The sequence below is a fragment of the Azospirillum thermophilum genome (genome assembly GCF_003130795.1).
Taxonomy (GTDB): Bacteria; Pseudomonadota; Alphaproteobacteria; order Azospirillales; family Azospirillaceae; genus Azospirillum; species Azospirillum thermophilum.
In genome coordinates this window covers 200,522-225,257 of record NZ_CP029354.1, presented here as the reverse complement: position 1 = coordinate 225,257, position 24,736 = coordinate 200,522, and the positions used below count along the sequence as shown (strand labels likewise).

Here is a 24,736-nt window from a genome sequence, read left to right as displayed (position 1 = left end):
CCGGCCTCGGCGCGTACCTGCGCGGCAGCCCTCCGCAGGTCTGCGCGGAGTTCGCCCGCAAGGTGCTGTTCGCCGACATCCAGCCGAGCCTCGCCGAGGTCGAGGTGGCCACCACGCTGACCTCGCAGGCCAAGGCCCGCGAGGGACGCCAGGCCGTGGCGTGAGGGCCGGCCGATGGCACCGCGCAAGCGCCTGGATCCCACCATCATCATCAAGCGGCGCCCGATCGAGGACGAGGAGGAGCACAACGGCTCCTGGAAGCTGGCCTATGCCGACTTCGTGACGGCGATGATGACCTTCTTCCTGATCATGTGGCTGATGAACATCACCACGGTCGAGCAGAGGAAGGGCATCGCCGACTACTTCAACCCCGTCGCCCTGTCGCAGGCCAATTCGGGCGCGGACGGCATGCTGTCCGGGCGCGCGGTCGACAAGTCGGGCGCGCTGTCCACGCCGAACGCTCCCGGCGAGCACAGCATCCCGGTGGCCTCGCCGCCGGTGGTCGCATCGGTCGGGGAAAGCGACCGCGAACCGGCCGGGCGCAAGGACCCGATGCCGAACCCGCCGGGCAGCCCCGCCCCGCCGGCCGAGCGCGGCACCGCGCAGCAGGCCCAGGCCGCCCAGCAGCAGGCGCAGCAGCAGCAAGGCGCCCAGCGCGATGCCCGGGCCGAGCTGGAGGCTCTGCTGGACCGCCAGACCTCGGCGCTGAACGAGCAGTTCGCCCTGGAGCAGACCGAACGCGACCTGCGCAGGCGCATCGCCGGCTCCCCCGAGCTGAGCGCCCTGTCGGACAGCGTGATCATCCAGCAGGTCCCGGAAGGCCTGCGCATCCAGTTGACCGACCAGGCGAAGTTCTCGATGTTCGCGGTCGGCTCGGCCCGGATGAACGATCAGGGACGGCGCCTGATGCGTCTCGTCGCTTCGGCGGTCGCGGCGGCTCCCAACGCGCTGAGCATCAGCGGCCACACCGACGCGCTCGGCTATGCCGATGGCGCGAAGTACGGGAACTGGGAGCTGTCGAGCGACCGCGCCAACGCCGCCCGGCGGGAGCTGATCTCGGCCGGCGTCCCGGCACAACGCATCACCCGCGTCGAAGGCCGCGCCGACCTCGACCATCTGGAACAGGGCAGTCCGCTCGACCCGCGCAACCGCCGCATCAGCATCACGCTGCTGCGCTCGGCCCCGACCGGCGGCTGATCCGCCACGGAAACCGTCACTCGGCGGCCGGTCTCCGGCCCAGGGCGACATCCTGGGCGAGCTGGTCGATCCGGCCGTCGAGACGGGCGATCTCCCGCATGCGGACGGTGCCCACCACCTCCTTGATCTGGCGGGCCTCCGTCTCCAGGCGGGCCTGCCCTTCCGTCAGCGAGGAGACGTCGGATTTCAGCGTGGCGACATCGGCGTTGAGCGTCGAGACGTTGGACTTCAACTCAGCCACATCCGCCTTCAGCACCGCGACGTCCGCCTTCAGCTCCGCCACGTCCGCCTTCAGCTCCGCCACATCCGCCTTCAGCTCCGCCACATCCGTCTTCAGCACCGCGACATCCGCCTTCAGTTCGGCCACATCCGCCTTGAGGCCGGTGACATCCGACTGGATGACGTCGACCTTGGTCAGAAGCTGGAGGAGCAGGGGCTTCAACTCGTCCATGGCGTCACCGTGCGGGCTCGTTGGATTGCAGCATACCTCGAAAGCGGTGTGAGCGTCCATCGACGGCGGGCCGGGAATCCCGGCGATGCGGAGACAAGGCGAATCTGCATAAAAACCGGCATGAATTGCCGGGTTTTCCCTTTAAACCGCCTTTAAAGCGGCATCTGTACTGTCCGAGCATCAAGTCCATCGTGGAGAATCCCGGGACTTCCCCTTCGTTCCCCAGTCGTGACAAGAGGATCCCTCGATGAGCCTGTTCAGCGCCATGCGGTCCGGTGTCAGCGGCATGTCCGCGCAAAGCTCGCGGTTGGCCGCCATCTCGGACAACATCAGCAACTCCGCGACGGTGGGCTACAAGCGCGCGGCCGTCGATTTCTCCACGCTGGTGACCGGCTCCGGTTCGACCACGACCTATTCGGCCGGCGGCGTGCAGTCCAACGTGCACTATCAGGTGCAGAAGGACGGAACCATCCAGGGAACCCAGTCCTCGACCGACATGGCGATCGGCGGGCGCGGCTTCTTCGTCATCGCCAACAAGTCGACGGCCGCCGACGGCGCGCCGACCTTCGGCCTGACGCGCGCCGGCAGCTTCCTGCCGGACGACGAAGGATATCTGCGCAACAGCGCCGGCCAGTACCTGCAGGGCTGGAAGCTGAACCCGGACGGCAGCCTGCCGGCGGTGAGCAAGTCCAGCTTCGACAGCCTGACCACGGTGAAGGTCGGCAACCTCGCCTACGGCGGCAGCCGCACCACGGCCATGACCTTCTCCGGCAACCTGCCGGCCCAGGCCGCCAACGGCTCCACCTTCGACACGACGTCGGGATTCTACGACGGTCTCGGCAATACGCGGGACCTCAAGCTGACCTGGACGAAGACCGCCAACCCCAACGAGTGGTCGCTGAACGGCACCGCGACGGGCGGCTATACGGTCGCCGGCCTGCCGACGACCGTCACCTTCGGCGCGACCGGCCCCAGCGCCGGCCTGCCCACCGGCGCGCTCCCGACCATCACGGTGACCTCTCCCGACGGCGTCGACACCATCAAGGTCGGGATGGAGAACCTGACCCAGTTCAACGGCGACTATGTGCCGAAGCTGGTGGGCGACGGCGCCAAGGCCGGCAAGGTCACCACGGTCGAGATCGACAAGACCGGCAAGCTGTGGGCGATCTACGACAACGGCGCCCGCCAGTCGCTCTACCAGGTCCCGGTGGCCGACGTGGTGAACCCCGACGGGCTGAAGGTCCAGGACGGCAACACCTACACGCTGGGCTCCGACAGCGGCGCTCTGTCCCTGTCCGCCGGAAACAGCGGTTCGGTCGGGGCGGTGGAAGGCTATGCGCTGGAGCAGTCCAACGTCGACATCGCCGAGGAGCTGGTCTCGCTGATCGAGACGCAGCGTGCCTATTCGTCGAACGCCACCATCGTCCGCACCACCGACGAGATGGTGGAAGAGACGACGCGGCTGAAGCGCTGACCACGGCGACCGGGAGACCTGACCCATGAGCATCCAGACCGCGCTCTACGCCGCCTTGTCGGGACTGCGCTCCACGCAGCTCCAGGCCGCGACCGTCTCGCACAACATCAGCAACGCCACCACTCCCGGCTTCGTCCGCAAGGAGCTGGACATCACCGCCTCCTTCACCGGCGGCCACGGCGACGGCGTGCGGGTGGAGGGCATCGCCCGCCGCGTCGACGAGATGCTGATCCGCGACGCCCGCTTCGAGCAGAGCCGCTATACCGCCCAGGAGGCGCGCGCCTCCGCCCTGTCGCAGTACACCGACGTGCTGGGCCAGCCGCAGGACGAGCGTTCGGTGGCCACCGCCGTCGCCAAGCTGCAGCAGACCTTCAGCCAGCTTCACGGCCAGCCGGAGGACGAAGCGGCGCAGCAGGCGGTCGTCGACCGCGCCAACGGCCTGGCCCGCAGCATCCGCGACACCGCCTCCGCCGCGACGACCGCCCAGGCGGACGCGGTCGAGCGGATGAAGAACTCGGTCGAGGACGTCAACAAGGCGCTGGTCCAGATCAGCCAGCTGAACCAGAAGATCTCCTACCAGGAAGCCATCAAGGGCGACTCCACCGACCTGCGCGACCAGCGCGACCGCCTGCTGGACAGCGTCTCGCAGGAGATCGGCATCCGCACCTACACCCGCGAGGACGGGCAGGTGGTGGTGATGACCCGCAACGGCCAGACCCTTCTGGACCGTGAGCTGGCGCCGGGCGCGCAGCCGCTGCAGGTGAACCAGACGGCGGCCGGCTTCGAGCTGACCGCCGGCGGCAAGGTGATCTCCGCCAATCCGGAGCAGGACATCCAGAGCGGCCGGATCATGGGGTATGTCCAGGTCGCCACCCAGGACATGCCGAAGGTCCTGAAGCAGCTCGACACGCTGGCGGCCGGGCTGGTCAAGGGCTTCCAGGACGCCGAGGCCGATCCGACCAAGCCGGGCCTGTTCGTCGACGGCAATCCGCCGACCCCCGCCTCGACCGACGGCCTCGCCACGCGCCTGCAGGTCAATTCCGTCGTCCAGGGCAACAGCTGGCGCGTGCAGAGCGGCATGCAGGCCGCGACGCCGCTCCCGCCCGGCGACCAGACGCAGATCAAGAAGTACCTCGCGGTCTTCAAGACCAGCACCGGCTTCACGGCCCCCGACACGCCGGGCACCGCCACGCTCGGGGACTTTGCCAAGGCGATGGTCTCCACCCAGCAGGGCTACCGCACCACCGCGGAGTCCGACATGAAGAGCCGAAAGATCAGCGCGGACGTGCTGGAAAGCGCCCGCATCAACCGCGACGGCGTGAACATCGACACCGAAATGCAGAAGCTCCAGCTCATCGAGCAGAGCTACGGCGCCAGCGCCCAGGTGATCCAGGTCGCCGGCCGCATGCTCGACACGCTGCTCCAGCTCCGGAACTGACGCCATGCTGTACAACTCCGTATCCACCGTCGGGATGAGCCGGCGGCTGATGACCTCGCTCGGCGAAATGCAGCTCGAGCAGCTGCGCACCAACGACGAGATCGCCAGCGGCAAGCATTACGACATGGCCCAGGCGCTGGGTGCGCGGACGGGCTATGCCATCGGCCTGCGCAACCTGTACGACGAGGCCGACCAGTTCGTGAAAGGCGGTTCGCTGCTCAAGGGTCGCATGGACACCATGGACAGTGCGCTGAACAACATCCTGGACGCCGGCAAGGACGTCCTGGCGGCGGCCTCCACCGGGCTCGGGCAGCCCGGACCGACCGGCTCGTCGCTCCAGGTCCGCGCGCGCGGCGTGCTCGAACAGATCGTCGGCCTGCTCAACGCCTCCACCGGCAACGGCTATCTGTTCGGCGGCGTGGAGGTGAAGTCGCCTCCGATGCGCGCGGTCCAGGGCGACGGGTCGGGCCTGCCCTCCCCGCTGAAGATCGTCGCCGACGCCATCACGGCGGCCACCGGCGGCAGCAGCGTGCCGACCACGGCGGCGCAGACCGCGGCGGTGGTGTCGACCCTCAACGACCTGTTCGACGTCCGCGACCCGGCCCTTCCGGCGCCGGCGCCGCTGACCCAGACCTATGAGGGCGGCTTCTACCTCGGTGCCACCGCCAAGCAGCCCGGCGGCGCCGACACCCCGCGCGTCACCGGCCGGCCGGCCGACGCGGTGGAGCTGCCCTACGGCATCCAGGCCAACGACAAGCCCTTCCGCGACCTGATGCAGGGGCTGTACATGCTGGCGACCGTCGACACCAGCAAGATGGAGCTCGACGCCTACAAGCCCTACATCGAGACCGCGGTGTCCAAGATGTCGGGCGGCCTCGACAACATCCGCAACGTCACCTCGCAGCTCGGCATCTACCGCCATCAGCTCGACGAGTCGATCGAAAGCCACAAGACCCGGCAGAAGGTCCTCTCCGAGCAGATCAACAGCCTGGAAGAGGTTCCGCCGGAAGAGGCGAGCGTGCGGCTGAACCAGCTCGAGGTGCAGATCGAGGCGGCTTCCTCGGCCACGGCCAGGATCGCCAAGATGCGCCTGTCCAACTACCTCTGACTGCAACCATTAGGCGGCGGACGAATGCCCGTGTCGATCCTCAGCCCCGTTCGCGCCGTGCTTGCCGCGGCCGTCCTGCTGCTCGCCCTGCTGGCCGGCGCCGTTCCGTCCGCGGCGCAGACGCGGGTGAAGGATCTCGTCACCTTCGACGGCGTCCGCCGCAACCAGCTCATCGGCTACGGTCTGGTCGTCGGCCTGAACGGCACCGGCGACCGGCTGATCAACACGCCCTTCACCGAGCAGAGCCTGAAGGGCATGCTGGAGCGGCTGGGCATCAACACCCGCGACGAGGTGCTGCGCACCCGCAACGCCGCGGCGGTGATGGTGACCGCCACCCTGCCGCCCTTCAGCCGCCAGGGCACGACGATCGACGTGACCGTCTCGGCGCTCGGCGACGCCACCAGCCTGCTCGGCGGCACGCTGCTGGTCACGCCGCTGCTGGGTGCGGACGGACAAGCCTATGCGGTGGCGCAGGGGTCGCTGTCGGTCAGCGGCTTCTCCGCCGCCGGCGCCGCGGCTTCCGTCACCAAGGGCGTGCCGACCAGCGCCCGCATCGCCAACGGCGCCATCGTGGAGCGCGAGCTGAAATTCGCCCTGGACGATATCGGCGCCGTGCGCATGGCGTTGCGCAACCCGGACTTCACCACCGCCAACCGGATCGCCGACGCGGTGAACGCCCGGCTCGGCGGCGGCAGCGCCCGGGTGCTGGACTCCACGACGGTCGACGTCCGCATCCCGCCGCAGTTCCACGGCGCCGTCGCCCGCCTGATCGGCGAGGTCGAGCAGCTCTCGGTCCGGCCGGACGGCATCGCCCGCGTGGTGGTGGACGAGCGCAGCGGCACCATCGTCATCGGCGACGACGTGCGCGTCAGCCGCGTCGCGATCACCCAGGGCAACCTGACGGTCCGCGTCGTCGAGACGCCGCAGGTCTCGCAGCCGCAACCCTTCTCCAACGGCCAGACGGTGGTCGTGCCGCGCACCGACGTGCAGGTGCAGGAGGGCAACGGGCGCCAGTTCGTCACGCTGGGCGGCAATGTCAGCCTGCAGCAGCTGGTCAACGGGCTGAACGCGCTGGGCGTGGGACCGCGCGACATGGTCTCCATCCTCCAGGCGATCAAGGCGGCCGGCGCGCTGCACGCCGATCTCGAAATCATCTGACGGACCGGTCGAGGACCCCATGGACGTGAGTGCCCTTCCCCCGATCCCCGCCACGGCGACCGCCGCGCGGACCGTACCGGACCGCGGCGTGGCCGGCAGGCCCGCCGACCCGGTGCAGCGCGTCGCGCAGGAGTTCGAGGCGATGATGGTCGGCCAGATGCTGGACAGCATGTTCGCCGGAATCTCCACCGGCGGGGCGTTCGGCGGCGGGCAGGCGGAAAAGACCTGGCGCGGCTTCATGCTCCAGGAATACGGCAAGGCGATCGCCGCGGCCGGAAGCCTCGGCATCGGCAGGATGGTGCAGGCGGACGTCGCGCGTCTTTATGGCCAACAGGCGGAAGGAACCGTGCGATGAAGCTCAGCTTCAAGGACCTGATCCGGGAGTTCCGGCCGGAGGAGAAGCCCGAGGCCCCGGTCGAGGCCGCCGCCCCCGAGCCCGAGGCGCCGCTGGCGGTCGACGGCGCCACCGCCGCCATCATGGTCGAGTTCATGGATGCGGTGGACGAACTGACCCGCCTGCTGGAGGAGGAGACCGGTGCCCTCGCCGCCGGCAGCCTCGGCGGGCTGGACGGCTTCTCGCAGCGCAAGCAGGCGATGGCGGAGCGGCTGGAAGGGCTGATCGGCCGGCTGCAGCAGGAGGATACCCGGCTGAACGACGATCTGCGCGCCATCGTGCTGGAGCGGATCGAGCGGCTGGACCGGGCGGTGAGCGACAACGCGTCCGGCCTCGTCGCCATGCGCAAGGCGGTGCTGACCATCAACCGCAGCATCCTGACCGCCCTCGAAAAGTCGGCCAGCGACGGGCTCTACGCCCCGACCGGCCACGCGGTGCGGCCGGTGGAGCTTTCCGCATCCGGGCTCAACGCCGAGCTTTGAAGACAGGATGGCGGGCCGGCACCCGCCGGCTGCGGAGGGATCGAAAAGGCCCGGGTGCGATTGCATCCGGGCCTTTCTGCATGCTCATCCCGGATGTTCGGGTTACCACGAAGGTTTCCGTCCCGAGACGATTCGTATATAATTGAAATAAAGTTATCGAAGAGGGTAATGATGCTCCAGTTGGCGTTCATGCTCATCGGTCCGGGGGCGTTCCGGGAGCGATGGTACGCCGTTTCGGCCGTCGGGGCTGCGCTGATCGTCCTGCCGCTGGCACTGTTCGTCCTGGCGGATGGCATGACCATCGCCGCGTACGAAGCGATGGGCCTGATCTTTTTCCTGAACGGACTGCTCTCTATTCTGGTTTTTCTGTCGGAGGAGACTCACGGCACCGGCAACCCGGTCCTTCTGCGCGGGGCCGGATTGACGCTGCTCGGCGTCCTGATCCTGATCTCCCTGCTGTGGACCCAGATCGCCGTGGCGGCGCTGTTCGCCCTGGCCTTCGCCGTCGACGGTCTGACGCGGATCGGCATGGCGCTGCTGGTGCGGTTCCGCGGCTGGCGCGGCACCATCGCGATCGGCATGGTGGAGCTGGTGGTCACGCTGCTGATCCTGTCCGACTGGCCGCTACCGCATGACCGCAGCATTCCCTTCTGCGTCAGCCTGCTGATCGCCCTGATGGGATGGCAGCTCTTCCGCTTCGGGCTGATGTTCCGGACGCTGGAAAGCGAGGTCGCCATCCTCGCCCTGCCGGTCTTCACCGGCCGCGGCTGGTACGAGCATGCGCCCGTCCTGGTGGGGGACGAGGCGCCGCCGGCACCCGACCGGCCGCCGATGACCGTCCATGTCTGGACCCCGACGGGCGCCGGGGACGGGGTGGGGCGCCGCCCGCTGATCGACCGCTACGTCGCGGCGGTGGACCGCAACGGCGTGATCTCGACCGGCCACGCGGCGCTGGAGTTCCAGCCGCACGTCTACATCAGCCATTACCCGGCCGTCGAGCTGGACCGCTCCTCCGCCGCCTTCATCGGGGCGCTGCGCGGCACCGCCGACAACGACACCGCAGGACGCTTCCAGCCCTCCTACGAGCATGAGTCCGACTGGTGGCGGCCGGCCGACGCGCATGTCGAGTTCCGCAACTTCAGCACCCGCCGGCTGCGGGTCTTCTGGGCCGGCTACCGGCAGGACGACACCTACAACCTGACCAACCGCAACTGCTCGGTCGCCGTCGCCGCGGCGCTCGAAGCGGCGCTGGAGGGATCGCTGGCGAGCCGCACGCCCTGGCTCGACCTCCTGCGCCTGATGGTGAACCCGGATGTCTGGACCGCGGCGCTGCTCCGCGGCCGGGCGGTGTCCTCCACCTGGACCCCCGGGCTGGTTCTGGACTACGCCCGCACGCTGTCGCGCCTGGTCGACGGCCGGCAACTGTCCTGGCTGCAGCGGCTGCGCGGCTTCCTGAAGCGCCTGTCCCCGGACGAGGGCCGGCAGGCCGAAGCGGCCGGCCTGTGACCGGCCCGACCCCGCCTGCGCCTGCGCCTCCCTTCCCCGCCACCATACCGGACCGCCCCATGCCGACCCTGTTCTCGCGCGGCGCCGTCATCCTGATCGCCATGATGTTCGGCCTCACCTACAGCCTCAGCGCCGCCCTCATCGCGCTCGACCTCGTGGCGCGGGGACTGAGCGAGACGATGATCGGCGCGAATGTCGCGATGCACGCGGTGGGCGTCCTCGCCACCGCGATGGTGCTGCCGCGCATCGTCGCGCGGGTCGGCATGCGGCGTCTGGTGATCCTGGCGCTGGTGCTGGCGGCGCTGGTCCTGGCCGCCTTCCCGGCGGCGCCCTTCCTGTGGCTGTGGTTCCCGCTGCGCTTCCTGCTCGGCACCTCGTCGGAGATCCTGTTCGTGCTGTCCGAGACCTGGACGAACAGCCTGAGCACCGAGGACACCCGCGCCCGGTCGATGGCCGCCTACACGGCCGCCCTGTCGGTGGGCTTCGCGGTCGGGCCGCTGATCCTGTCGGTGATCGGCTCGACCGGTTACACCCCCTATCTCCTAGGCTCCGCCATCACGCTGGCCGCGGCGGCCTTCATCGCCTCGCCGAAGGTGGTGGCGCCGGAGTTCGAGAAGCCGGCGGCCGGCAGCCCGCTGCGCTTCATGCAACTCGCCCCCGTCGCCATGTCGGCAACGGTGCTGAACGCGGCGATCGAGACCGCCGGCCTGTCCTTCCTGGCGATCTACGCCGTCAATCTCGGCTGGCCGGAGGACAGCGCCACGCGGCTGATGTCCTGCATGATGATCGGCGCGATCCTGCTGCAGCTTCCCATCGGCTGGCTCGGCGACAAGATGGACCGCATCGCGCTGGTCGGCGCGCTGGCCGCCCTGTCGGCGCTGGGCGCCCTGGTCTGGCCGGTCGCGCTGAAGAACGAGATCGCCACCTACGCCCTGCTGTTCGTCTGGGGCGGCGCCTTCGTCGGCATCTACACCATCATGCTGACGGTGGTGGGCAGCCGCTTCGCCGGGTCCGAGCTGATCGGCATCTATGCCGTGATGGGGCTGATGTGGGGTGTCGGCGCGCTGGTCGGCCCGGTGGCGGCGGGTGCCGCCATGGAGATGAGCTTCCACGGCCTCGCCTTCTTCGCGGCGACGGCCTGCGCGGCCTTCCTGCTGTCGGTGGTGATGGCGCGGCGCAAGGCGCCGGTGCCGGCGGCGCCGTAACCGGGCGCCCCGCCGCGAGCCATGTCCGCAGGCTATGCCCGCGGCTTGGCCGACTTGACGGTGCCGGCCTCCTCCAGACGGACGATCGAGGAGACGAGCGCGCGCTGGAAGTTGCGCTCCTCCCCCGGCAGGGTCATGCCCTGGCCGTTGGTCCAGAACTCGACGAAGGCGAGGTCGCCACCCTCGCCGTTCGGCCATTCGATGGCGACGCCCAGCCCGATCTCGGCGCTTTGGCGCCAGTGGTCGGTGACGGTGATGGCGGCTTCCCAGTGCATGCCGCCGCTGCCGCTCTCCGCCCGGCGGTGGCTCCACAGCTTCAGGTAATCGCGGAAGTTCTCGGAGGTGCGGTCGAGCCGGACATAGCTGCTGCGGTCGACCACGGCCGTCGCCAGCTTGATGGAAAAGCGCGCCTGGGCGAGCGCCTGTCCGACCTCCCCCACCAGCCGGTCCATGGTGGCGAAGGTGCGGCGCACATTGTCGGCCAGCGCGGCGGCGAGCGCATCGGTCTTCAGCGCCGCCCCCGGCCGCGATCGGTGCGGTACATCTCGAACAGGTCGTCGGGGTTGCTCATCGCCTTGGTGCGCACCGGTTTTCCACCCATGCACCTTATGTGCAACCCGTTGAGAAGGGATTAAGAGCGGGCGCCGCCGGCGCTTTTCCACGGCAAGCACCGCCCCATCCGCTTCACGGCCATTATTAAAACGACTGACAGTTGATAGCACGCACTTCTGTTGCGTTGCAACATAACCGATGCACGGCTGGAGCAACGATGCTAGTCTTCGCAGAGGTGAGTGCTTTGGAAGGTGCCGGGAATGCCTGAAGGAACTCTTGCGACTTCTCCTGACAACTCGGCCATGGCAATAAATGTGCGGAAAGCCGCCTCCCACAGCGCGTTCGACAATGCGCAGGGGCAGCTTTTCGGCATCATCATGACCGCCTTCGGGATCTCGCTGCTGCATGCCGCGGGCCTGATCACCGGGCAGGCGGCGGGATTGGCCTTCCTGATCTCCTATGCCACGGGGGCCAATTTCGGGCTGGTGTTCCTGCTGGTGAACCTGCCCTTCTACGCCCTGGCGGCCGCCCGCATCGGCTGGCGCTTCACCATCCGCTCGCTGATCGCGGTGACGGGCGTCTCGCTGCTGACCAGCGCCCTGCCCCTGGTGCTGAGCTACAGCGTGATCCAGCCGCATGTGGCGGCGGTGCTGGCGGGCTTCTGCATCGGCATCGGCGTCATCGGGCTGTTCCGCCACGGCTCCAGCGGTGGCGGCGTCGGCATCCTGGCCTACTATATCCAGGAGAAGACCGGCTTCCGCGCCGGCTGGCTGCAGGCGATGATCGACGTGCTGATCTTCGCCGGCGCCCTCTTCGTGATCGACGGCAAGGCGCTGCTCGCCTCCATGCTGGGAGCGGCGGTGCTGAACGCCTTCGTCGCCTTCAACCACCGGACGGACTGGTACGTGGCGCGCTGAGGCGCCGCGTCACGAGCCGGTCCGCCGCGCGGTCCCGCCCTTCAGGCGCAGCACATACATCATGACCTCGGCCACCGCCTGGTAGTGCTGCAGCGGGATCAGCTTGTCGATCTCGGCGGAGGCGTAGAGGGCACGGGCCAGCGGCGGGTTCTCGATCACCGGCACGCCGTTCTCCTCGGCGATGGTGCGGATGCGCAGCGCGACGAGATCCGCCCCCTTGGCGAGGCAGATCGGCGCCGGCATGCGGGACCGGTCATATTCCAGCGCCACGGCGAAGTGGGTGGGGTTGGCGATGACCACGGTCGCCCGCGGCACGGCGGCCATCATGCGCCGCCTGGAGCGGTCGCGCCTGATCTCGCGCAGGCGGGCCTTCAGGTGCGGGTCGCCCTCGGTCTGCTTGTACTCGTCCTTGAGCTCCTGGAAGGTCATGCGCAGGCGCTTGCGCCATTCCAGCCGGTTCCACAGCACGTCCACGGCCGCCATCAGAACCGTCGCGAGCAGGACCGCCAGCAGCAGGCGCAGCGTCAGGTCCCGCAACAGGTTGGGCAGCGCTGCGACATCCATGCCCACGATTCCCTCCGTCCATCTTATGTAGGGCGCCACCGCGAACCAGACGGCGCCGGCGATGGCCGTCAGCTTGGCGAGGCTCTTGCAGAACTCGATCAGGGCCGTCCGCGAGAAGATGCGGCGCCACCCGCTGCGCAGCGAGATGTTCGACAGCTTGGGCCGGATGCGCTCGGTGGTCGAGACCAGCGGCCCCTGGCCGAGCGCCGAGGCCGCCGCCCCGGCCAGCAGGATGCCCAGCACCGGCAGCATCGCCACCCCGATCCCGCCGATCACCCAGCTCAGGCCGTGCAGCACGTCGTAGGCGCTGCCGTCCAGGCGGAAGTCGTCCGGGTTCTCGATCAGCGGCAGCAGCACCTCCGCCACGCCGGACGCGGTGCGCGGCGCCCCGGCCGCGACGATCAGCCAGGCCGCCGCCATGCCGGCCAGCAGCCCGACGTCGCGTGCCCGCGGGACGTCGCCCTTCTCCAGCGCGTCGCGCAGGCGTTTTTCCGTCGGCTCTTCTGTCTTCTGCTCGTTGTCCTGCTCGTCCGCCACCGCCGTCTCCTCACCGTCCGGCCAGCCAGGCCGTCAGGGCGGCGAGGCAGGCGGTGAGCATGACGCCCGCCGTCACCATGAAGACGATCAGACCCGCCCCCAGCATGGCCGGCGTGCCGACGAAATAGACGGGCATCGCCGGCATCACCCGGTTGATCAGGCCCAGCGCGACGTTGACGATCAGTCCGAACACCAGGAAGGGCGCCGCCAGCTCGACCCCCAGCCGGAAGGTTCCGGCCACCAGCTGCGCGAAGCGGCCGGCCATCATGCCGATGTCCGGCATCACCGCCGCCGGCCAGGTTCCATAGGACCGCACCAGCGCATCCAGCATCAGGTAATGGACGTCCGTCGCGAACAGCGCCGCCAGCGCGGCGATGACCAGCGTCCCCGAGAGCATGGAGCCGCCTTCGAATCCCGCCCCTTCGATGTTGAAGGGGTTGGCGAGGCCGACCGCCTGGGCGGCGATGTTGCCGGACACCTGCAGGGCCGCGAGGAACAGCTTGGCGCCCAGCCCGAGGAAGGCGCCGACCAGCATCTCCGCCGCCATGTGGCCGGCCATCACGGCGGCGTCGGGCGGGATCGGCGGCAGGCCGGTGACCGTGCGGGCGAGCGCCAGGGCGGTGACCACGGCGATCATCAGCCGGACCCGCATGGGCACCGCATATTCGCCGAAGCCCGGCAGCAGCCCGATCGCCGCCGCCACCCGGACGAAGACCAGGAAGGTCCCGTAGATCTCCTGGCCGATGAGTTGCGCCAGCATGTCCATGGTGCCGGCCTCACACCTGGTCGATGGTCTTGACGGCCACCTTGCGATGCAGTTCGGCGTGGCTGATGACCGGTGTCATCGGGCTCACCCGTTCCAGCAGGGAGCGGACGAAGGGCCGCACCTCGGCGCCGACCAGCAGGGCCGGCCAGACCTGCGGCGTGGCATGGCGCTGGATGCACATGCGCACGGCGGTCAGGAACTCCTGCACCTGGCTGGGCGGCATGGCGAAGCGGCGGTCCTCGCCCTCCGTCACGATGCTCTCCACCAGCGCCTGCTCCCACCGCGGGGTCAGCGCGATCACCGGCATGAAGCCGTCCGACGCCGTCAGCGCCTGGCAGATCTGCTGGCCCAGGCGGCTGCGCACATGCTCGGTGATCATGGTGATGTTGCGGGTCCAGTTCACCGCCTCGGCGATCGCCTCGACGATGGCCGGCAGGTTGCGGATCGACACGCGCTCCGCCATCAGGGCCTGGAGCACGCGCTGCACCACCACCAGGGTGATCTGGCTCGGCACCATGTCGGAGATCAGCTTCTGGTACTCCCGCCCCAGCCCGTCGATCAGCTTCTGCGTCGCCGCGAAGGTCAGCAGGTTGGGCAGATGGTCCTTGATCACCTCGGTCAGGTGCGTGGTGATGACGCTTTCCGGATCGACGACGGTGTAGCCCTTGGCGACGGCCTCCTCGTGGCGGGCCGGGTCGATCCACTTGGCCTGCAGGCCGAAGGTCGGCTCGCGCGTCGCCTCGCCCGGGATGTCGGGAGCGCTCCCGCCGTTGGGATCGATGGCGAGGAGCTGCTTGGGCCGCACCTCGCCGCTGGCGACCTCCACCCCCATGACGCTGATCACATAGCCCTTGGGCGGCAGGAAACTCGAATCCTTGATACGGACCGACGGCAGGATGAAGCCGAACTCCTTGGCGAAGCGCTTGCGCAGCGTCTTCACCTTGCCGGTCAGGGGGCCGTTCTTGTTGAGGATCAGCGGGACGAGGTGGTTGCCGACCTCCACCTTCACGTCGTCCACCTTCAGCATGTCCTCCACCGCCTCTTCCGCCGGGGCGGCGGCGGTCTTGCGCGACTCCTCCAGCTTGGCGAGCGCCGTGCGCCTGGCGCGCTGGCGCGGCAGGTACCAGCCGGCGATCCCGAAGGTGGCGCCGAGGAACAGGAAGGGGCCGAGCGGCAGGCCGGGGGTCATCGCCAGCAGCGCCAGCAGGCCGCCCGCCACCATCAGCGCCTTGGGATAGCCGCCGAGCTGCTGCAGCACCGCCTGGTCGGCCGAACCGACGTTGCCGCCCTTGGTGACCAGGAGGCCGGCGGCGAGCGACACCACCAGCGCCGGGATCTGCGTCGCCAGCCCGTCGCCCACCGTCAGGATGGTGTAGACCGATGCCGCCGCCTCGAAGGACATGCCCTGCTGGGCGATGCCGATCGCCATGCCGCCCAGCACGTTGATGAAGGTGATGACGAGGCCGGCGACCGCATCGCCGCGCACGAACTTCGACGCACCGTCCATGGCGCCGAAGAAGGTACTCTCGTCCTCCAGCTCCTTGCGGCGGCGGCGGGCCTCGACGTCGTCGATCATGCCGGCGGACAGGTCGGCGTCGATCGCCATCTGCTTGCCGGGGATGGCGTCCAGCGTGAAGCGGGCGCCCACCTCGGCGATGCGGGTGGCGCCCTTGGTGATCACCACGAAGTTGATGACGATCAGGATGGCGAAGATCACCACGCCGATGACGAAGTTGCCGCCCATGATGAAGCGGCTGAAACCCTCGATCACATGGCCGGCGGCCGACGGGCCGGTGTGGCCCTGGCTGAGGATCAGGCGGGTCGACGCGATGTTCAGCGCCAGCCGCAGCACCGTCACCACCAGCAGCACGGTCGGGAAGGACGAGAAGTCCAGCGGCTTGGCGATCCACAGCGAGACCATCAGGATCAGCACGCTGACCGACAGCGACAGCGCGAGGCCGAGGTCGAGGAACCAGTTCGGGACCGGCAGGAACAGGACACCCAGCACCAGCAGGATGCCGATGGCGAACAGCACGTCGCGGTTGGCCAGCCCCAGGTCGCCGAGGTTGGTCATCCGGGTCCGGAAGGTGCCGGTAAAGCTCATGTCGGCGCTGCTCCAGGGGCAAGACGTCGGGAGGACACGCGGGCCATGCTAGGCCGGCCCGGTAAAACCGGCTTTTACGCCGCGGGGGGCGGCAGGGCGTCGGGCGGCAGGAACACGGATCAGCGGTTGGCCGGCCGCGGTTCCTGGACCATCTGCGGCAGCAGCGGCTGGCCGTTGGTACGGCCATAGAGGCTGGACAGGAAGGAGAGCCGCCCCAGTTCCTCCCGGCCCCAGACGGCGATGGCGCCCGACGGGGCGCCGGCCGGCGTCGGGTTGCGCGGGCCGGCGGCGAGCTGGCGCAGATAGTCGAGCGCGCCGGACACCCAGCGCAGGTTGCCGACCACGCGCTGGCGGTAGGCGGCCCCCCGCTCCGACTGGGCGGAGTGGTAGCGGGCGATGGCGTCGTCGAGGCTGCCATGGGCCTGCCGCAGTTCCCCGAGGAACTTCGCGGCGTAGCGGGCGTTGGCCCGCGGCTCGAAGGCGGTCTCCAGATCCGGGAAGGCGTCGGGATGCCATTTCAGGTTCACCTGCAGACAGCCGACATCGATCGACCGCACGCCGCGGGCCTGCGTCTCCCGCACGAAGGCCATCGCATCCTCCTTCGTGGCGAAGTAGCGCGACACGCCCTCCGTGTTGACGGTCCACGGCCAGATGGTGAAGAGACGGTCGGGCGTCATCCGCCCGGCCTCGGTGAAGCCCATGGCGAGCAGCATGTTGTCCGCCACGCCGGCCTCGCGCTCCGCGGTCAGGATGGCGTCGATGCAGGCGGCCTCCGGCGGCAGGGCGCGGGCGGAGGGCGGCGCGGGGCGCGGGACGTAGAGCGCGGTCGACCAGGTGCCGATCTGGGCGTTGGCGGGAGCCGGGACCCGCGGCTCGGCGGCCTGCGCCGTCCCGGCGGACAGCGCGAGCAGCAGGGCGGCGGCGAGACCCCGCCGCGCGCTCATCTGACCGACACGATCAGGCTGCTCAACCGCTCCGCATAGGTGGCGAGCGAGCTGTACATGAAGGGCAGCGCCAGCACGGTGGTGACCAGGATCGCCACGATCTTCGGCACGAAGGTCAGCGTCATCTCCTGCACCTGGGTCAGCGCCTGCACCAGCGAGATGGCGACGCCGACCAGAACCGCGATGACCAGCGGCGGGGCCGCGATCAGCAGCACCGTCCAGATCCCGCTGCGCAGCACCTCCAGCACGTCCGCTTCGTTCATCGCGGAACCTCCCTCGGACCGACGGCCTCAGACCGTCATCCGCATGATGTCCTGATAGGCCTGCACCATGCGGTCGCGGATCGACACCACCGTCTGGACGGTCATCTCGGCGGCCATCACGGCACGGACGACCTCGTGCGCGCTGGCCTTGCCGGCGACGGCGGCCAGCGACACCCGCTCGCCCTCCTTCAGCGTGTCGATCGCCTGCGTCGCCTGACGGTCGAGAAAGGCGCCGAAGCTCGATTCCGCACCGGCGGCCGGCGGCGTCTCGGTGGCCGAGGCGGCACCGCTGGCGGCGGAGGTGACGGCCGCCGACGGATCGGACGCCAGGCCGCCCGGAACCAGGGTGGCACGCTGGCCGGCATAGGCGGCTGCGGCGCGGCCGATGGGTTCGATCATGGGATGTCTCCTTAGCTGCGCAGCAGGTCGACCATGCGGTTCATCATGGACCGGGTCTGCTCGATGACGTTGACGCTGGCCTCGAAGGACCGGCTGGCTTCCCGCATGTCCATCATCTCGATCAGCGGCTGGACGTTCGGGCGCTTGACGTAGCCCTTCTCGTCCGCGGCGGGATGGGACGGGTCGTAGGCGAGCTGGAAGTCGCTGCGGTCGCGGCCGATCTGCTTCACCTTGACGATCTCGGAACCGGTGGACCGGTCCATCGCGCTGGTGAAGGAGATGGTCTTGCGGCGATAGGGGTCGCCGCCGGCGGTCGGCGCCGTGGAGTCGGCGTTGGCGATGTTCTCGGCGACCACGCGCAGGCGGGTGCCCTGGGCCTGGAGGCCCGAGCTGGCGATGCGCAGTGTTGCCGACAGGGGATCGGTGATCATGGCGGTCCCTTCCGCGATCAGCCGACGCGCCAGGCGGCGCGCAGCATCTGGACGTTGCGTTGGAAGACGCCGGCGGTCAGCGAGAAGGCGTCGCGGGTCTCGCTGCCCTTGTTCATCTCCTGCTCCAGCGAGACGGAGTTGCCGTCGGGCGTCACCTCCCACTGGTCGGGGCGGCGGGCCTCCTGGGCGGAGCCGGCCGGCCGCAGCCCGGCCAGATGCATGGAGCTGGTCCGCGACGGAGTGACCGGGCGCTGGCCGTTCATCAGGGATTCGAAGGGCTTCAGGTCCTTCGCCTGGTAATCCGGCGTGTTGGCGTTGACGACGTTCTCGGCGATCAGCCTCTGCCGCTCCGCCAAGTAATCGAGGCGGGCGCCGGCCAGCCGGAACACGGAAATATTGCTAAAATCCATCTTATCGGCTCTCCCCGAAAACAAGGCCAAGATGATCGTGCCCGTTTAAAACCGGATTTAAATCGGCCGGGCTAGGGTCGGGGGGTTCCGACCTGACCGGAAAGGCCCCAGATGCGCGTACTCTCGAACCTGCTGGCGGAGATCGAACGGATGCCGACGCGCAGCCTGCGCGGCACCATCCGCACCGCCGTCGGCATGACGCTGGAGGTGGACGGGCTGCAGCGGGCGCTGGCGGTCGGCGACAAATGCTATGCCGAGACGACGCGCGGCGGCCGGCTGCTGTGCGAGACCATCGGGTTCCGCAACGGCCGGTCCCTGCTGATGGCCTTCGACAATCTGGAAGGGGTGGCGGAGGGCTGCGCCGCCGTCACCGACGACACCGCCTTCACCCTGCGCCCCGGCCGCGGCTGGCTCGGCCGCGTCGTCAACGCGCTGGGCCAGCCGGTGGACGGCAAGGGACCGCTGCGCAACGGCGAGCATCCGCGCCCGCTGCGGGCCGGCCCGCCCGCCGCCTGCGCCCGCCGCCGGGTCGGCGGCAAGATCGCCACCGGCGTGCGCGCCATGGACGCCTTCGTGCCGGTCTGCCGCGGCCAGCGCCTCGGCGTCTTCGCGGGATCGGGCGTGGGCAAATCGACCCTGCTGTCGATGCTGGCCCGCCACGCCAACGCCGACGCCATCGTCATAGGCCTGGTGGGCGAGCGCGGACGCGAGGTGCAGGAGTTCATCCAGGACGATCTGGGGGAGGACGGGCTGGCCCGCTCCGTCGTCATCGTGGCGACCTCCGACGAGCCGCCGCTGATGCGCCGCCAGGCGGCCTATCTCTGCATGACGGTGGCGGAGGAACTGCGCGACCAGGGCCAGCATGTGCTGTGCCTGATCGACAGCGTGACGCGATTCGCCATGGCCCAGCGCGAGATCGGGCTGGCCGCCGGGGAACCGCCGACCACCAAGAGCTATCCGCCGAGTGTCTTCGCCGAACTGCCGCGCCTGCTGGAACGCGCCGGCCCCGGCAACGCCGACAGCCCGGGCGACATCACCGGCATCTTCACGGTGCTGGTGGACGGCGACGACCATGACGAGCCGATCGCCGACGCGGTGCGCGGCATCCTGGACGGGCACATGGTGCTCGACCGCAAGATCGCCGAGACCGGGCGCTATCCCGCCGTCAACATCCTGCGCAGCGTGTCGCGCACCATGCCCGGCTGCCACTCCGCCGAAGAGAACCGGCTGGTGACCACGGCCCGCCGGCTGGCCGTCACCTTCGAGAACATGCGCGAGCTGGTACGGCTCGGCGCGTACAAGAAGGGTGCCGATCCGGAAGTGGACGCCGCCGTGCTCCTGCACCCCCACCTCGAGGATTTCCTGCGCCAGGGCAAGGACGACACCACCGCGCCGGCGGAGTCCTTTCACCTGCTGGAGCAGATCCTGTCCAGCCTTCCGGCCGACGCGCCGGCCTAACGGAGCCCCCGCATGACCGACAACCCGCGGCTTGCCGCCCGCGCCCTGGCCCCCACCCTACCGACGCCGGCCCAGCAGCGCCCCGCCCCGAATCAGGAACAGAAACAGGATCCGCTGTCGATCTTCCAGTCGGACAGGGGACTGAGCTTCGGCGACCTCGTCGATGCGGTGAACCCGCTGCAGCACCTGCCGGTCGTCTCCTCCGTCTACCGCGAGGTGTCGGGCGACAACATCGGGCTGGCCGCCCGGCTGGCCGGAGGCTTCATCTTCGGCGGGCCGATCGGCCTGCTGGCGAGCGCCGGCATGGCGGCGTTCGAGAGCATCAGCGGCGACACGCCGCTCGGCCATCTCGCCTCCCTGGCGGACGGTGACGGCAAGGATCCGGCTGCGGGATCGAAGGCGGCCGCCGGCACCGCGCTGGCCGACGCCGGGACGGGCAAGCCGACGGTGCCCTGGATGGCGGCCGAAGCGGACGGGACGAAAGGCGGAACCGCCCTGCCCTCCGCCGCGGCGTTCGATGCCGCGCTGAGGAAGATGAACCCGCGGCCGGCACAGGCTGCCACGGCCGGCACTGCGGCGGCCGGCACCGGAGTGGCGGGCAGCGCAGGTGCCGGGGCGGCGGGAGACACGACGCGACCGGCGCCGCAGCTCCTCGCCAAGCTCTATGAGATGCAGGCGACGCAGCCGGCAGGACAGCGGTCGGTCAAACTGTGATCCCCGGCCTCGCCGATCCGCCCGGATCGGCAGGGCGAGCGGGACCGGAGCCGTCGTCAGTAACGGATCGAGAGACGGTCGGTATACTGGCGGCGGTAGAGCAGCACGGCATGGAGATAGAGGATCAGTCCGAAGCCCTCCATCGTCTCCTCCACCGTGGAGGCGAGACGGTAGGTCAGGTTGTGGACGCCGTTGGCCTCCTCGATCATGCCGCCGACCATCTCCAGGCCGATGGCGCCGGACAGGAACACCACGGCCGAGGCGATCAGATAGACGCGCGCCCGGCCGGGGAAGCCGCGGATGAAGGGGATGTAGAGGACGAGCCCGATCAGGCAGAGAATCCCGCCGGGAAGCACCCAGGCGAAGCGCAGCACGCCGGTCAGCATCTCGGCCGGAAACAGGTTCCCGATCTTCTCGTGCAGCGCCAGCATCTCGTCGCAGGAAATGGCGAAGAAGGCGAGCGAGAGGATGAGCCACTGCAGGACGGCGGTCCGGCTCTCGTCCGCCTTCTCCGCAGCGACGAACAGGTTCACCAGCCCGATGGCCCCCATCAGCATCGAGGATGCCCAGGTGTAGAGGCTGCGCTCCTCGTCGACGTCGAGGAACCAGATCTTGTGCGCCGGGTTGATCAGGTGGAAGCCGTATGCGGCGACGTTCTGCGCGAGGCTCAAAAAGGCCAGCGTCCCGAAAATCACGAAAAGTCCCGTGATGATCCGCCCCAGGGGCACATCCAGCGTCTGTCCCGCAGGCGCAGGACTTTTCATCAGCATGGCGCGAGCCTCCCCGTTTTATGACTGTTGTGTGACGGTTACGTGACGCCAAAATAAGCAGGGGGCTGCGGGGTGGACAGACTGTTAACGCTTCTGCGTGGCCGCGGCGGCGAAGTGGGAAATGTTCCCGGTGGACTATCTGCAATTACGGGGCAACGGCTCCGCTTTGGCGAAAAAGCGGGCAGCTGCAGCGGTCACTGGGGGTAACGGTCATTGGGTGTCTTCGGCCGTCCGTTCGCCGCGGGCGGAACGCTCCAGCGCCTTGATATGGGAAAGACCCGGCAGGATCTCGGAGCGGACGAACTCCATCCGCCGGATCGGACCGCCGCCGGAGGCGAAGCGGGCCTTCCACAGGTTCATCTTGACGGCGAGGCCGCACAGCACGCCGCCGATGGTGACGTGATGCGCGGTGATGAGCTCGCGGATGCTGCGGAAGCTGGTGGCGTTGATGTCGCGCCAGAAATCGCGCGAGCGGTTGTCGAAGCTCTCGAAGCGGCCGGTGATGGAGGTGGAGATCTCCGTCAGGTCCCGCCCCACGTCGTCGAGCAGGCGGCGGTGGCGGGCGTCGCGCCGGATCTCGTTGGAGGCGCGGATGCCGTCGGTCCAGGCGAGAAAGGCCTGCACGTCCGGCACGATGTCGTCCAGCCGCTCCTTGAAGTAGGCCAGCGACAGGAAGATGTCGCCATACTCCTGAAGGAAGGCCGGGATCTCGGTCAGCGGAATATCCAGCCGGTCGGCGAGCAGCCGCAGCCGCCGGCGCACCTCCGCCACGTCCGGCGCCGTGAAGATGCGGATCAGGTCGTCGACGCTCTCCACCTGCACCTCGTCGGTGCCGTAGACCGTCTCGATCAGCGGGCGGGTGAAGACCCGCATGTAGCGGGTGAGCTGGGTCTTGCGCGCGTCCGACAGGCGCAGCGACTCATGCTCCTCGACGTTGATGCTGAGCCGGCGCAGCTCGATGCGCAGGGTATAGACGTCGAAGCTCGGGGCCTGGGCGATGCGCGTGATCTTGACGAGGTCGCGCTCCAGCTCGGGCGTGCGGAAGCCGAGATGCTGGGGGAGCTGCCCCGGGGCGATCTGGCCGCTGCCGGCATGGATGTCGTTGAACAGCTCGACCGCCGTCTGCAGCCGGACGTTCTTCACCAGCCGGGCGCGGCGAAGGCAGGACGTCTCCAGCGGGAGGGCGGACAGCGGAAGGATGTGCAGCGCGTCGCGCGCCTCCTCGTCGCTGCCCGAACCGATGTCCTCCGGCAGGGGAGCCGCCCGCGACTGCGGGTGAAACCGGTGCAGACGGTGGCTCGCCTCCACGCTCATGCTCTCCCGGGGTGGCGCGTCCGCAGGATCAGAAGCGCGGGAACTTCAGCAGCGACATCGTCACCGACGGATCGATCGAGATGATCGAGGCCCGGCCACGCCGGCTGACCGGCGACATCATCGACACCACCGTGGACGAGACGGAGGACGTCCCGCTGGAGAAGCCGTTCTGCACGTCGTACATGGCCGAGAAGCGCTCGATGAACTTCGTCAGCTTCTTGGGATCCTTCAAGTCCGCGATGTCGAAGCGCGTCTTGATCTTCGTGACCAGGCGGTCGAGATCCTGCAGGGCCGCCTGGTTGGGAATGTCGAGGGCGGTGAAGACGACCTTTTGCAGCGCGCGGTCGGCCAGAACCTGATACCAGTTGTTGATGGTCGGCGCCTTGCGCTGGAAATAGAGGGCAAGACGGACCGCCGGATTCGTCTCCTCCGCCTTCATCTCGGCCTTCACCTTGACGAAGCGGTCGACGATCGCCTGGACGATCTTCGGCTCCTTCAGGGTCTTGCCGTCCGTCTCCTTGAAGGCCAGGATCTTCGCCATCTCCTTGAACTTGCTGTCGCTCATGCGGTTGGCGAGGGCGTACGGATCGGTCACGCCCTCGTTCAGCACCTTGCGGATCAGTCCCTTGGCGTTGACCTGGCTGCCGAGGTCGAAGGCCTCCATCACGAAGCGATAGAGCTTGTCGTCCTTCATGAACTCGTCGACGGTCGTCACCTTGCCGATGTTGGCGGTGAAATACTCGATCTGACGCTTCACGTCGGCGCGCGACCGGATCATCTGGTCGTAGCGGTCCTGGTTGCGCGTGACCTGCCGAAGGTCCTGGAGCGTGGTCATGCCTTGAGTTCCCGCGGCTCGCGGCGGTGGCCGGCATGGACGGGCTCGCCGTCCTCCAGGGCTTCCGCCGGATCGATGTACTGCGGGGGGATGCGCATGATCACGTCGCCGGTGGCGGTGTCCAGCACCTCTGTCGACAGGCGACCGGTGTCGGGATCCAGGTTGACGCGGTAGGGATGGATGGACTCCCGCCGCGCGGTGGTCGCGGTCGTGTCGCCTTTCTCGGCAGCCTCCACCACCTCGGTCGGCTTGATCCCTTCGGCCTGGGCGGCGCGCAGCCGGTCGGCCTGGCGCTGGCGCACCTCGGCGACGATGTCGGCGCTGGCGGGCGAGCGTTCGCCGGCCACTCCGGTTACGCCGTTGACGGGATTCGGCATGGCATCATCCTCCCACGCGGGGTTCGTCCATGGCATCGTGGCGCCGCTTGGCGCCGTCGAGCACCGTCTCCTCGTACTGCATCACCGGCCGCAGGCAGGCGAGCGCCTTGTAGTAGTCGCGCTCGCTGACGTTCTGCATCGCCTGCATGATGCGGTCCTGCATCTCCGGATGGACGAAGGCGTTGTAGAGCTTCGCCATGATGCCGGTGATGATGCTGCTGTACTGCTCCGCCGCACCAGGGTCGAGCAGCATGCTCTGGATCACGAAGTAGGCGCGACGGACGGGGGTGTCCGCCTCCTCCTCCTGCATGATGTCGCTGCCGCGGATGATGTGGGCGAAGTTGCTGACCGTCAGGGTGTGGCGACGGTTGTCGTTCTGCAGAACGCAGCCGTTGATCACCACGCGTTCACAGGGTTTGAGGCGGAGCTTAAGCGCCATGAACGACCTCCAGGGCTGGTGCGGCAGGCTGCGGCACCCCCTGCAACCCCTGCATGACGGCACGGTTGATGTCGATGAGAAGCTTTACGTCCGCCTCGCCGCGCAGCACCCGCCGGGTGTGGCGGTCGACCGAGAAGGAGAGCGAGACCAGCCCGGCCCGAAGGTCCTCGGGAAGGGCGTTGTCCTCCTCCAGCAGGTCGGCGCGCAGCGTGTTCCAGAGTTCCAGGTTCCGCCACAGGGCGTCCTTGAGCGCGGCGGACCGCCAGTCGGCATCGCGGTTGGCTTCGAGGTCCAGCGTGATGCGCAGAAAGACCCGGTACTCGATCCGGCGGGGATCTTCGCACTCGGTGATGGTCTGCTGGTAGGCGGCGATGCTCATGGTCGCACCTTGCAATGGGGAAGGAACACTGGAAGGGACCTGCGGCGCGGGCGACGGTCCGGGCCGTGGCCGGAGTGCGGACGGCAAGGCAGCGGGCGGCGGCGATGGGGGCGCCCGAATGAACGAAGAAGGGGATCGGCGCCGGTGCGC

28 protein-coding genes are annotated in these 24,736 nt (G+C 68.9%); 12 read left to right on the top strand and 16 right to left on the bottom strand.

Going from position 1 to position 24,736, the window contains the following annotated elements; translation table 11 throughout:
- The first annotated feature begins 174 nt into the window (after positions 1 to 174).
- Positions 175 to 1,197, top strand: a complete 1,023-nt coding sequence (locus tag DEW08_RS19310) for a flagellar motor protein MotB (protein WP_109330335.1) — start codon at positions 175 to 177, stop codon at positions 1,195 to 1,197.
- 16 nt (positions 1,198 to 1,213) lie between these two features.
- On the opposite strand, the gene DEW08_RS19305 is transcribed toward DEW08_RS19310, so the two are convergent.
- On the bottom strand, positions 1,214 to 1,648 hold the full coding sequence (locus tag DEW08_RS19305; protein WP_109330333.1) for a hypothetical protein: 435 nt from the start codon (positions 1,646 to 1,648) through the stop codon (positions 1,214 to 1,216).
- A gap of 247 nt (positions 1,649 to 1,895) precedes the next feature.
- On the opposite strand from DEW08_RS19305, the gene DEW08_RS19300 reads away from it, so the two are divergent.
- The 8 genes from DEW08_RS19300 to DEW08_RS19265 all read left to right on the top strand — a co-directional run bounded on the left by DEW08_RS19300 (position 1,896) and on the right by DEW08_RS19265 (position 10,413).
- A complete protein-coding gene (locus tag DEW08_RS19300; protein ID WP_109330330.1) occupies positions 1,896 to 3,122 on the top strand; it encodes a flagellar hook protein FlgE in 1,227 nt (408 codons plus the stop codon).
- 25 nt (positions 3,123 to 3,147) lie between these two features.
- A complete protein-coding gene (gene flgK, locus DEW08_RS19295; RefSeq protein WP_109330327.1) occupies positions 3,148 to 4,560 on the top strand; it encodes a flagellar hook-associated protein FlgK in 1,413 nt (470 codons plus the stop codon).
- Between the two features lie 4 nt (positions 4,561 to 4,564).
- Complete coding sequence (locus DEW08_RS19290) at positions 4,565 to 5,668, top strand: flagellin (RefSeq protein WP_109330325.1); 1,104 nt, start codon at positions 4,565 to 4,567, stop codon at positions 5,666 to 5,668.
- A gap of 30 nt (positions 5,669 to 5,698) precedes the next feature.
- A complete protein-coding gene (locus DEW08_RS19285) occupies positions 5,699 to 6,826 on the top strand; it encodes a flagellar basal body P-ring protein FlgI (protein ID WP_425429127.1) in 1,128 nt (375 codons plus the stop codon).
- A 19-nt stretch (positions 6,827 to 6,845) separates the two neighbouring features.
- A complete protein-coding gene (locus tag DEW08_RS19280; RefSeq protein ID WP_109330321.1) occupies positions 6,846 to 7,181 on the top strand; it encodes a rod-binding protein in 336 nt (111 codons plus the stop codon).
- Entirely contained in the window at positions 7,178 to 7,702 is a 525-nt protein-coding gene (locus DEW08_RS19275) for a flagellar protein FlgN (protein WP_109330319.1), read from the top strand. Before DEW08_RS19280 ends, DEW08_RS19275 begins: the two co-directional genes overlap by 4 nt.
- 171 nt (positions 7,703 to 7,873) lie before the next feature.
- On the top strand, positions 7,874 to 9,208 hold the full coding sequence (locus DEW08_RS19270; protein WP_109330910.1) for an HdeD family acid-resistance protein: 1,335 nt from the start codon (positions 7,874 to 7,876) through the stop codon (positions 9,206 to 9,208).
- A gap of 59 nt (positions 9,209 to 9,267) precedes the next feature.
- Entirely contained in the window at positions 9,268 to 10,413 is a 1,146-nt protein-coding gene (locus DEW08_RS19265; RefSeq protein ID WP_109330316.1) for an MFS transporter, read from the top strand.
- Between the two features lie 32 nt (positions 10,414 to 10,445).
- Here DEW08_RS19265 and DEW08_RS19260 read toward each other — a convergent pair whose 3' ends face one another.
- Positions 10,446 to 10,886: a hypothetical protein gene (locus tag DEW08_RS19260; RefSeq protein WP_245986769.1), complete on the bottom strand. Its 441-nt coding sequence runs from the start codon at positions 10,884 to 10,886 to the stop codon at positions 10,446 to 10,448.
- 393 nt (positions 10,887 to 11,279) lie between these two features.
- Here DEW08_RS19260 and DEW08_RS19255 point away from each other — a divergent pair, with 393 nt between their 5' ends.
- The gene (locus DEW08_RS19255) at positions 11,280 to 11,882 is read left to right on the top strand and encodes a YitT family protein (RefSeq protein ID WP_245986767.1); all 603 of its coding nucleotides are present in this window, start codon (positions 11,280 to 11,282) and stop codon (positions 11,880 to 11,882) included.
- 9 nt (positions 11,883 to 11,891) lie between these two features.
- On the opposite strand, the gene DEW08_RS19250 is transcribed toward DEW08_RS19255, so the two are convergent.
- The 8 genes from DEW08_RS19250 to DEW08_RS19215 all read right to left on the bottom strand — a co-directional run bounded on the left by DEW08_RS19250 (position 11,892) and on the right by DEW08_RS19215 (position 18,300).
- Positions 11,892 to 12,983 (bottom strand): EscU/YscU/HrcU family type III secretion system export apparatus switch protein, encoded by a 1,092-nt coding sequence (locus DEW08_RS19250; RefSeq protein WP_109330314.1) that lies wholly within the window; start codon positions 12,981 to 12,983, stop codon positions 11,892 to 11,894.
- A 10-nt stretch (positions 12,984 to 12,993) separates the two neighbouring features.
- Positions 12,994 to 13,749 (bottom strand): flagellar biosynthetic protein FliR, encoded by a 756-nt coding sequence (locus tag DEW08_RS19245; RefSeq protein WP_109330312.1) that lies wholly within the window; start codon positions 13,747 to 13,749, stop codon positions 12,994 to 12,996.
- Between the two features lie 10 nt (positions 13,750 to 13,759).
- Positions 13,760 to 15,853: a flagellar biosynthesis protein FlhA gene (gene flhA, locus DEW08_RS19240; protein ID WP_109330310.1), complete on the bottom strand. Its 2,094-nt coding sequence runs from the start codon at positions 15,851 to 15,853 to the stop codon at positions 13,760 to 13,762.
- Between the two features lie 119 nt (positions 15,854 to 15,972).
- On the bottom strand, positions 15,973 to 16,797 hold the full coding sequence (locus DEW08_RS19235; RefSeq protein ID WP_109330308.1) for a lysozyme family protein: 825 nt from the start codon (positions 16,795 to 16,797) through the stop codon (positions 15,973 to 15,975).
- The gene (fliQ, locus tag DEW08_RS19230) at positions 16,794 to 17,060 is read right to left on the bottom strand and encodes a flagellar biosynthesis protein FliQ (protein ID WP_109330306.1); all 267 of its coding nucleotides are present in this window, start codon (positions 17,058 to 17,060) and stop codon (positions 16,794 to 16,796) included. The genes DEW08_RS19235 and fliQ overlap by 4 nt, the downstream gene beginning before the upstream one ends.
- 27 nt (positions 17,061 to 17,087) lie before the next feature.
- Positions 17,088 to 17,459 (bottom strand): flagellar hook-basal body complex protein FliE, encoded by a 372-nt coding sequence (gene fliE, locus DEW08_RS19225; RefSeq protein WP_109330304.1) that lies wholly within the window; start codon positions 17,457 to 17,459, stop codon positions 17,088 to 17,090.
- Between the two features lie 11 nt (positions 17,460 to 17,470).
- Positions 17,471 to 17,890 carry a flagellar basal body rod protein FlgC gene (flgC, locus tag DEW08_RS19220; protein ID WP_109330302.1) on the bottom strand — a complete coding sequence of 140 codons (420 nt, stop codon included), beginning with the start codon at positions 17,888 to 17,890 and terminating at the stop codon, positions 17,471 to 17,473.
- 17 nt (positions 17,891 to 17,907) lie between these two features.
- Entirely contained in the window at positions 17,908 to 18,300 is a 393-nt protein-coding gene (locus DEW08_RS19215) for a flagellar basal body rod protein FlgB (protein WP_109330300.1), read from the bottom strand.
- 111 nt (positions 18,301 to 18,411) lie between these two features.
- Between DEW08_RS19215 and fliI the strand changes: the two genes are divergently transcribed.
- The gene (gene fliI / locus DEW08_RS19210) at positions 18,412 to 19,758 is read left to right on the top strand and encodes a flagellar protein export ATPase FliI (protein ID WP_109330298.1); all 1,347 of its coding nucleotides are present in this window, start codon (positions 18,412 to 18,414) and stop codon (positions 19,756 to 19,758) included.
- A 12-nt stretch (positions 19,759 to 19,770) separates the two neighbouring features.
- The gene (locus DEW08_RS19205; RefSeq protein ID WP_109330296.1) at positions 19,771 to 20,472 is read left to right on the top strand and encodes a hypothetical protein; all 702 of its coding nucleotides are present in this window, start codon (positions 19,771 to 19,773) and stop codon (positions 20,470 to 20,472) included.
- A 56-nt stretch (positions 20,473 to 20,528) separates the two neighbouring features.
- On the opposite strand, the gene DEW08_RS19200 is transcribed toward DEW08_RS19205, so the two are convergent.
- The 6 genes from DEW08_RS19200 to flaF form a co-directional block, all read right to left on the bottom strand.
- The gene (locus DEW08_RS19200) at positions 20,529 to 21,167 is read right to left on the bottom strand and encodes a hypothetical protein (protein WP_146214728.1); all 639 of its coding nucleotides are present in this window, start codon (positions 21,165 to 21,167) and stop codon (positions 20,529 to 20,531) included.
- A gap of 285 nt (positions 21,168 to 21,452) precedes the next feature.
- Entirely contained in the window at positions 21,453 to 22,556 is a 1,104-nt protein-coding gene (locus tag DEW08_RS19195) for a hypothetical protein (RefSeq protein ID WP_245986764.1), read from the bottom strand.
- 28 nt (positions 22,557 to 22,584) lie between these two features.
- Positions 22,585 to 23,391: a DUF1217 domain-containing protein gene (locus DEW08_RS19190; protein WP_109330292.1), complete on the bottom strand. Its 807-nt coding sequence runs from the start codon at positions 23,389 to 23,391 to the stop codon at positions 22,585 to 22,587.
- Positions 23,388 to 23,768: a FlaG family protein gene (locus DEW08_RS19185; RefSeq protein ID WP_181449462.1), complete on the bottom strand. Its 381-nt coding sequence runs from the start codon at positions 23,766 to 23,768 to the stop codon at positions 23,388 to 23,390. Before DEW08_RS19185 ends, DEW08_RS19190 begins: the two co-directional genes overlap by 4 nt.
- Before the next feature lie 4 nt (positions 23,769 to 23,772).
- A complete protein-coding gene (locus DEW08_RS19180; RefSeq protein WP_109330290.1) occupies positions 23,773 to 24,207 on the bottom strand; it encodes a flagellar biosynthesis repressor FlbT in 435 nt (144 codons plus the stop codon).
- Complete coding sequence (gene flaF / locus DEW08_RS19175) at positions 24,197 to 24,586, bottom strand: flagellar biosynthesis regulator FlaF (protein WP_109330288.1); 390 nt, start codon at positions 24,584 to 24,586, stop codon at positions 24,197 to 24,199. The genes DEW08_RS19180 and flaF overlap by 11 nt, the downstream gene beginning before the upstream one ends.
- Positions 24,587 to 24,736: the final 150 nt, after the last annotated feature.

Excerpts from the sequence above, each read along its gene's own strand:
- DEW08_RS19310 (WP_109330335.1), top strand. The coding sequence starts at position 175 with ATGGCACCGCGCAAGCGCCTGGATCCCACCATCATCATCAAGCGGCGC.
- DEW08_RS19305 (WP_109330333.1), bottom strand. The coding sequence starts at position 1,648 with ATGGACGAGTTGAAGCCCCTGCTCCTCCAGCTTCTGACCAAGGTCGAC.
- DEW08_RS19300 (WP_109330330.1), top strand. The coding sequence starts at position 1,896 with ATGAGCCTGTTCAGCGCCATGCGGTCCGGTGTCAGCGGCATGTCCGCG.
- flgK (WP_109330327.1), top strand. The coding sequence starts at position 3,148 with ATGAGCATCCAGACCGCGCTCTACGCCGCCTTGTCGGGACTGCGCTCC.
- DEW08_RS19290 (WP_109330325.1), top strand. The coding sequence starts at position 4,565 with ATGCTGTACAACTCCGTATCCACCGTCGGGATGAGCCGGCGGCTGATG.
- DEW08_RS19280 (WP_109330321.1), top strand. The coding sequence starts at position 6,846 with ATGGACGTGAGTGCCCTTCCCCCGATCCCCGCCACGGCGACCGCCGCG.
- DEW08_RS19275 (WP_109330319.1), top strand. The coding sequence starts at position 7,178 with ATGAAGCTCAGCTTCAAGGACCTGATCCGGGAGTTCCGGCCGGAGGAG.
- DEW08_RS19270 (WP_109330910.1), top strand. The coding sequence starts at position 7,874 with ATGCTCCAGTTGGCGTTCATGCTCATCGGTCCGGGGGCGTTCCGGGAG.
- DEW08_RS19265 (WP_109330316.1), top strand. The coding sequence starts at position 9,268 with ATGCCGACCCTGTTCTCGCGCGGCGCCGTCATCCTGATCGCCATGATG.
- DEW08_RS19245 (WP_109330312.1), bottom strand. The coding sequence starts at position 13,749 with ATGGACATGCTGGCGCAACTCATCGGCCAGGAGATCTACGGGACCTTC.
- flhA (WP_109330310.1), bottom strand. The coding sequence starts at position 15,853 with ATGAGCTTTACCGGCACCTTCCGGACCCGGATGACCAACCTCGGCGAC.
- DEW08_RS19235 (WP_109330308.1), bottom strand. The coding sequence starts at position 16,797 with ATGAGCGCGCGGCGGGGTCTCGCCGCCGCCCTGCTGCTCGCGCTGTCC.
- fliQ (WP_109330306.1), bottom strand. The coding sequence starts at position 17,060 with ATGAACGAAGCGGACGTGCTGGAGGTGCTGCGCAGCGGGATCTGGACG.
- fliE (WP_109330304.1), bottom strand. The coding sequence starts at position 17,459 with ATGATCGAACCCATCGGCCGCGCCGCAGCCGCCTATGCCGGCCAGCGT.
- flgC (WP_109330302.1), bottom strand. The coding sequence starts at position 17,890 with ATGATCACCGATCCCCTGTCGGCAACACTGCGCATCGCCAGCTCGGGC.
- DEW08_RS19215 (WP_109330300.1), bottom strand. The coding sequence starts at position 18,300 with ATGGATTTTAGCAATATTTCCGTGTTCCGGCTGGCCGGCGCCCGCCTC.
- fliI (WP_109330298.1), top strand. The coding sequence starts at position 18,412 with ATGCGCGTACTCTCGAACCTGCTGGCGGAGATCGAACGGATGCCGACG.
- DEW08_RS19205 (WP_109330296.1), top strand. The coding sequence starts at position 19,771 with ATGACCGACAACCCGCGGCTTGCCGCCCGCGCCCTGGCCCCCACCCTA.
- DEW08_RS19195 (WP_245986764.1), bottom strand. The coding sequence starts at position 22,556 with ATGAGCGTGGAGGCGAGCCACCGTCTGCACCGGTTTCACCCGCAGTCG.
- DEW08_RS19190 (WP_109330292.1), bottom strand. The coding sequence starts at position 23,391 with ATGACCACGCTCCAGGACCTTCGGCAGGTCACGCGCAACCAGGACCGC.
- DEW08_RS19185 (WP_181449462.1), bottom strand. The coding sequence starts at position 23,768 with ATGCCGAATCCCGTCAACGGCGTAACCGGAGTGGCCGGCGAACGCTCG.
- DEW08_RS19180 (WP_109330290.1), bottom strand. The coding sequence starts at position 24,207 with ATGGCGCTTAAGCTCCGCCTCAAACCCTGTGAACGCGTGGTGATCAAC.
- flaF (WP_109330288.1), bottom strand. The coding sequence starts at position 24,586 with ATGAGCATCGCCGCCTACCAGCAGACCATCACCGAGTGCGAAGATCCC.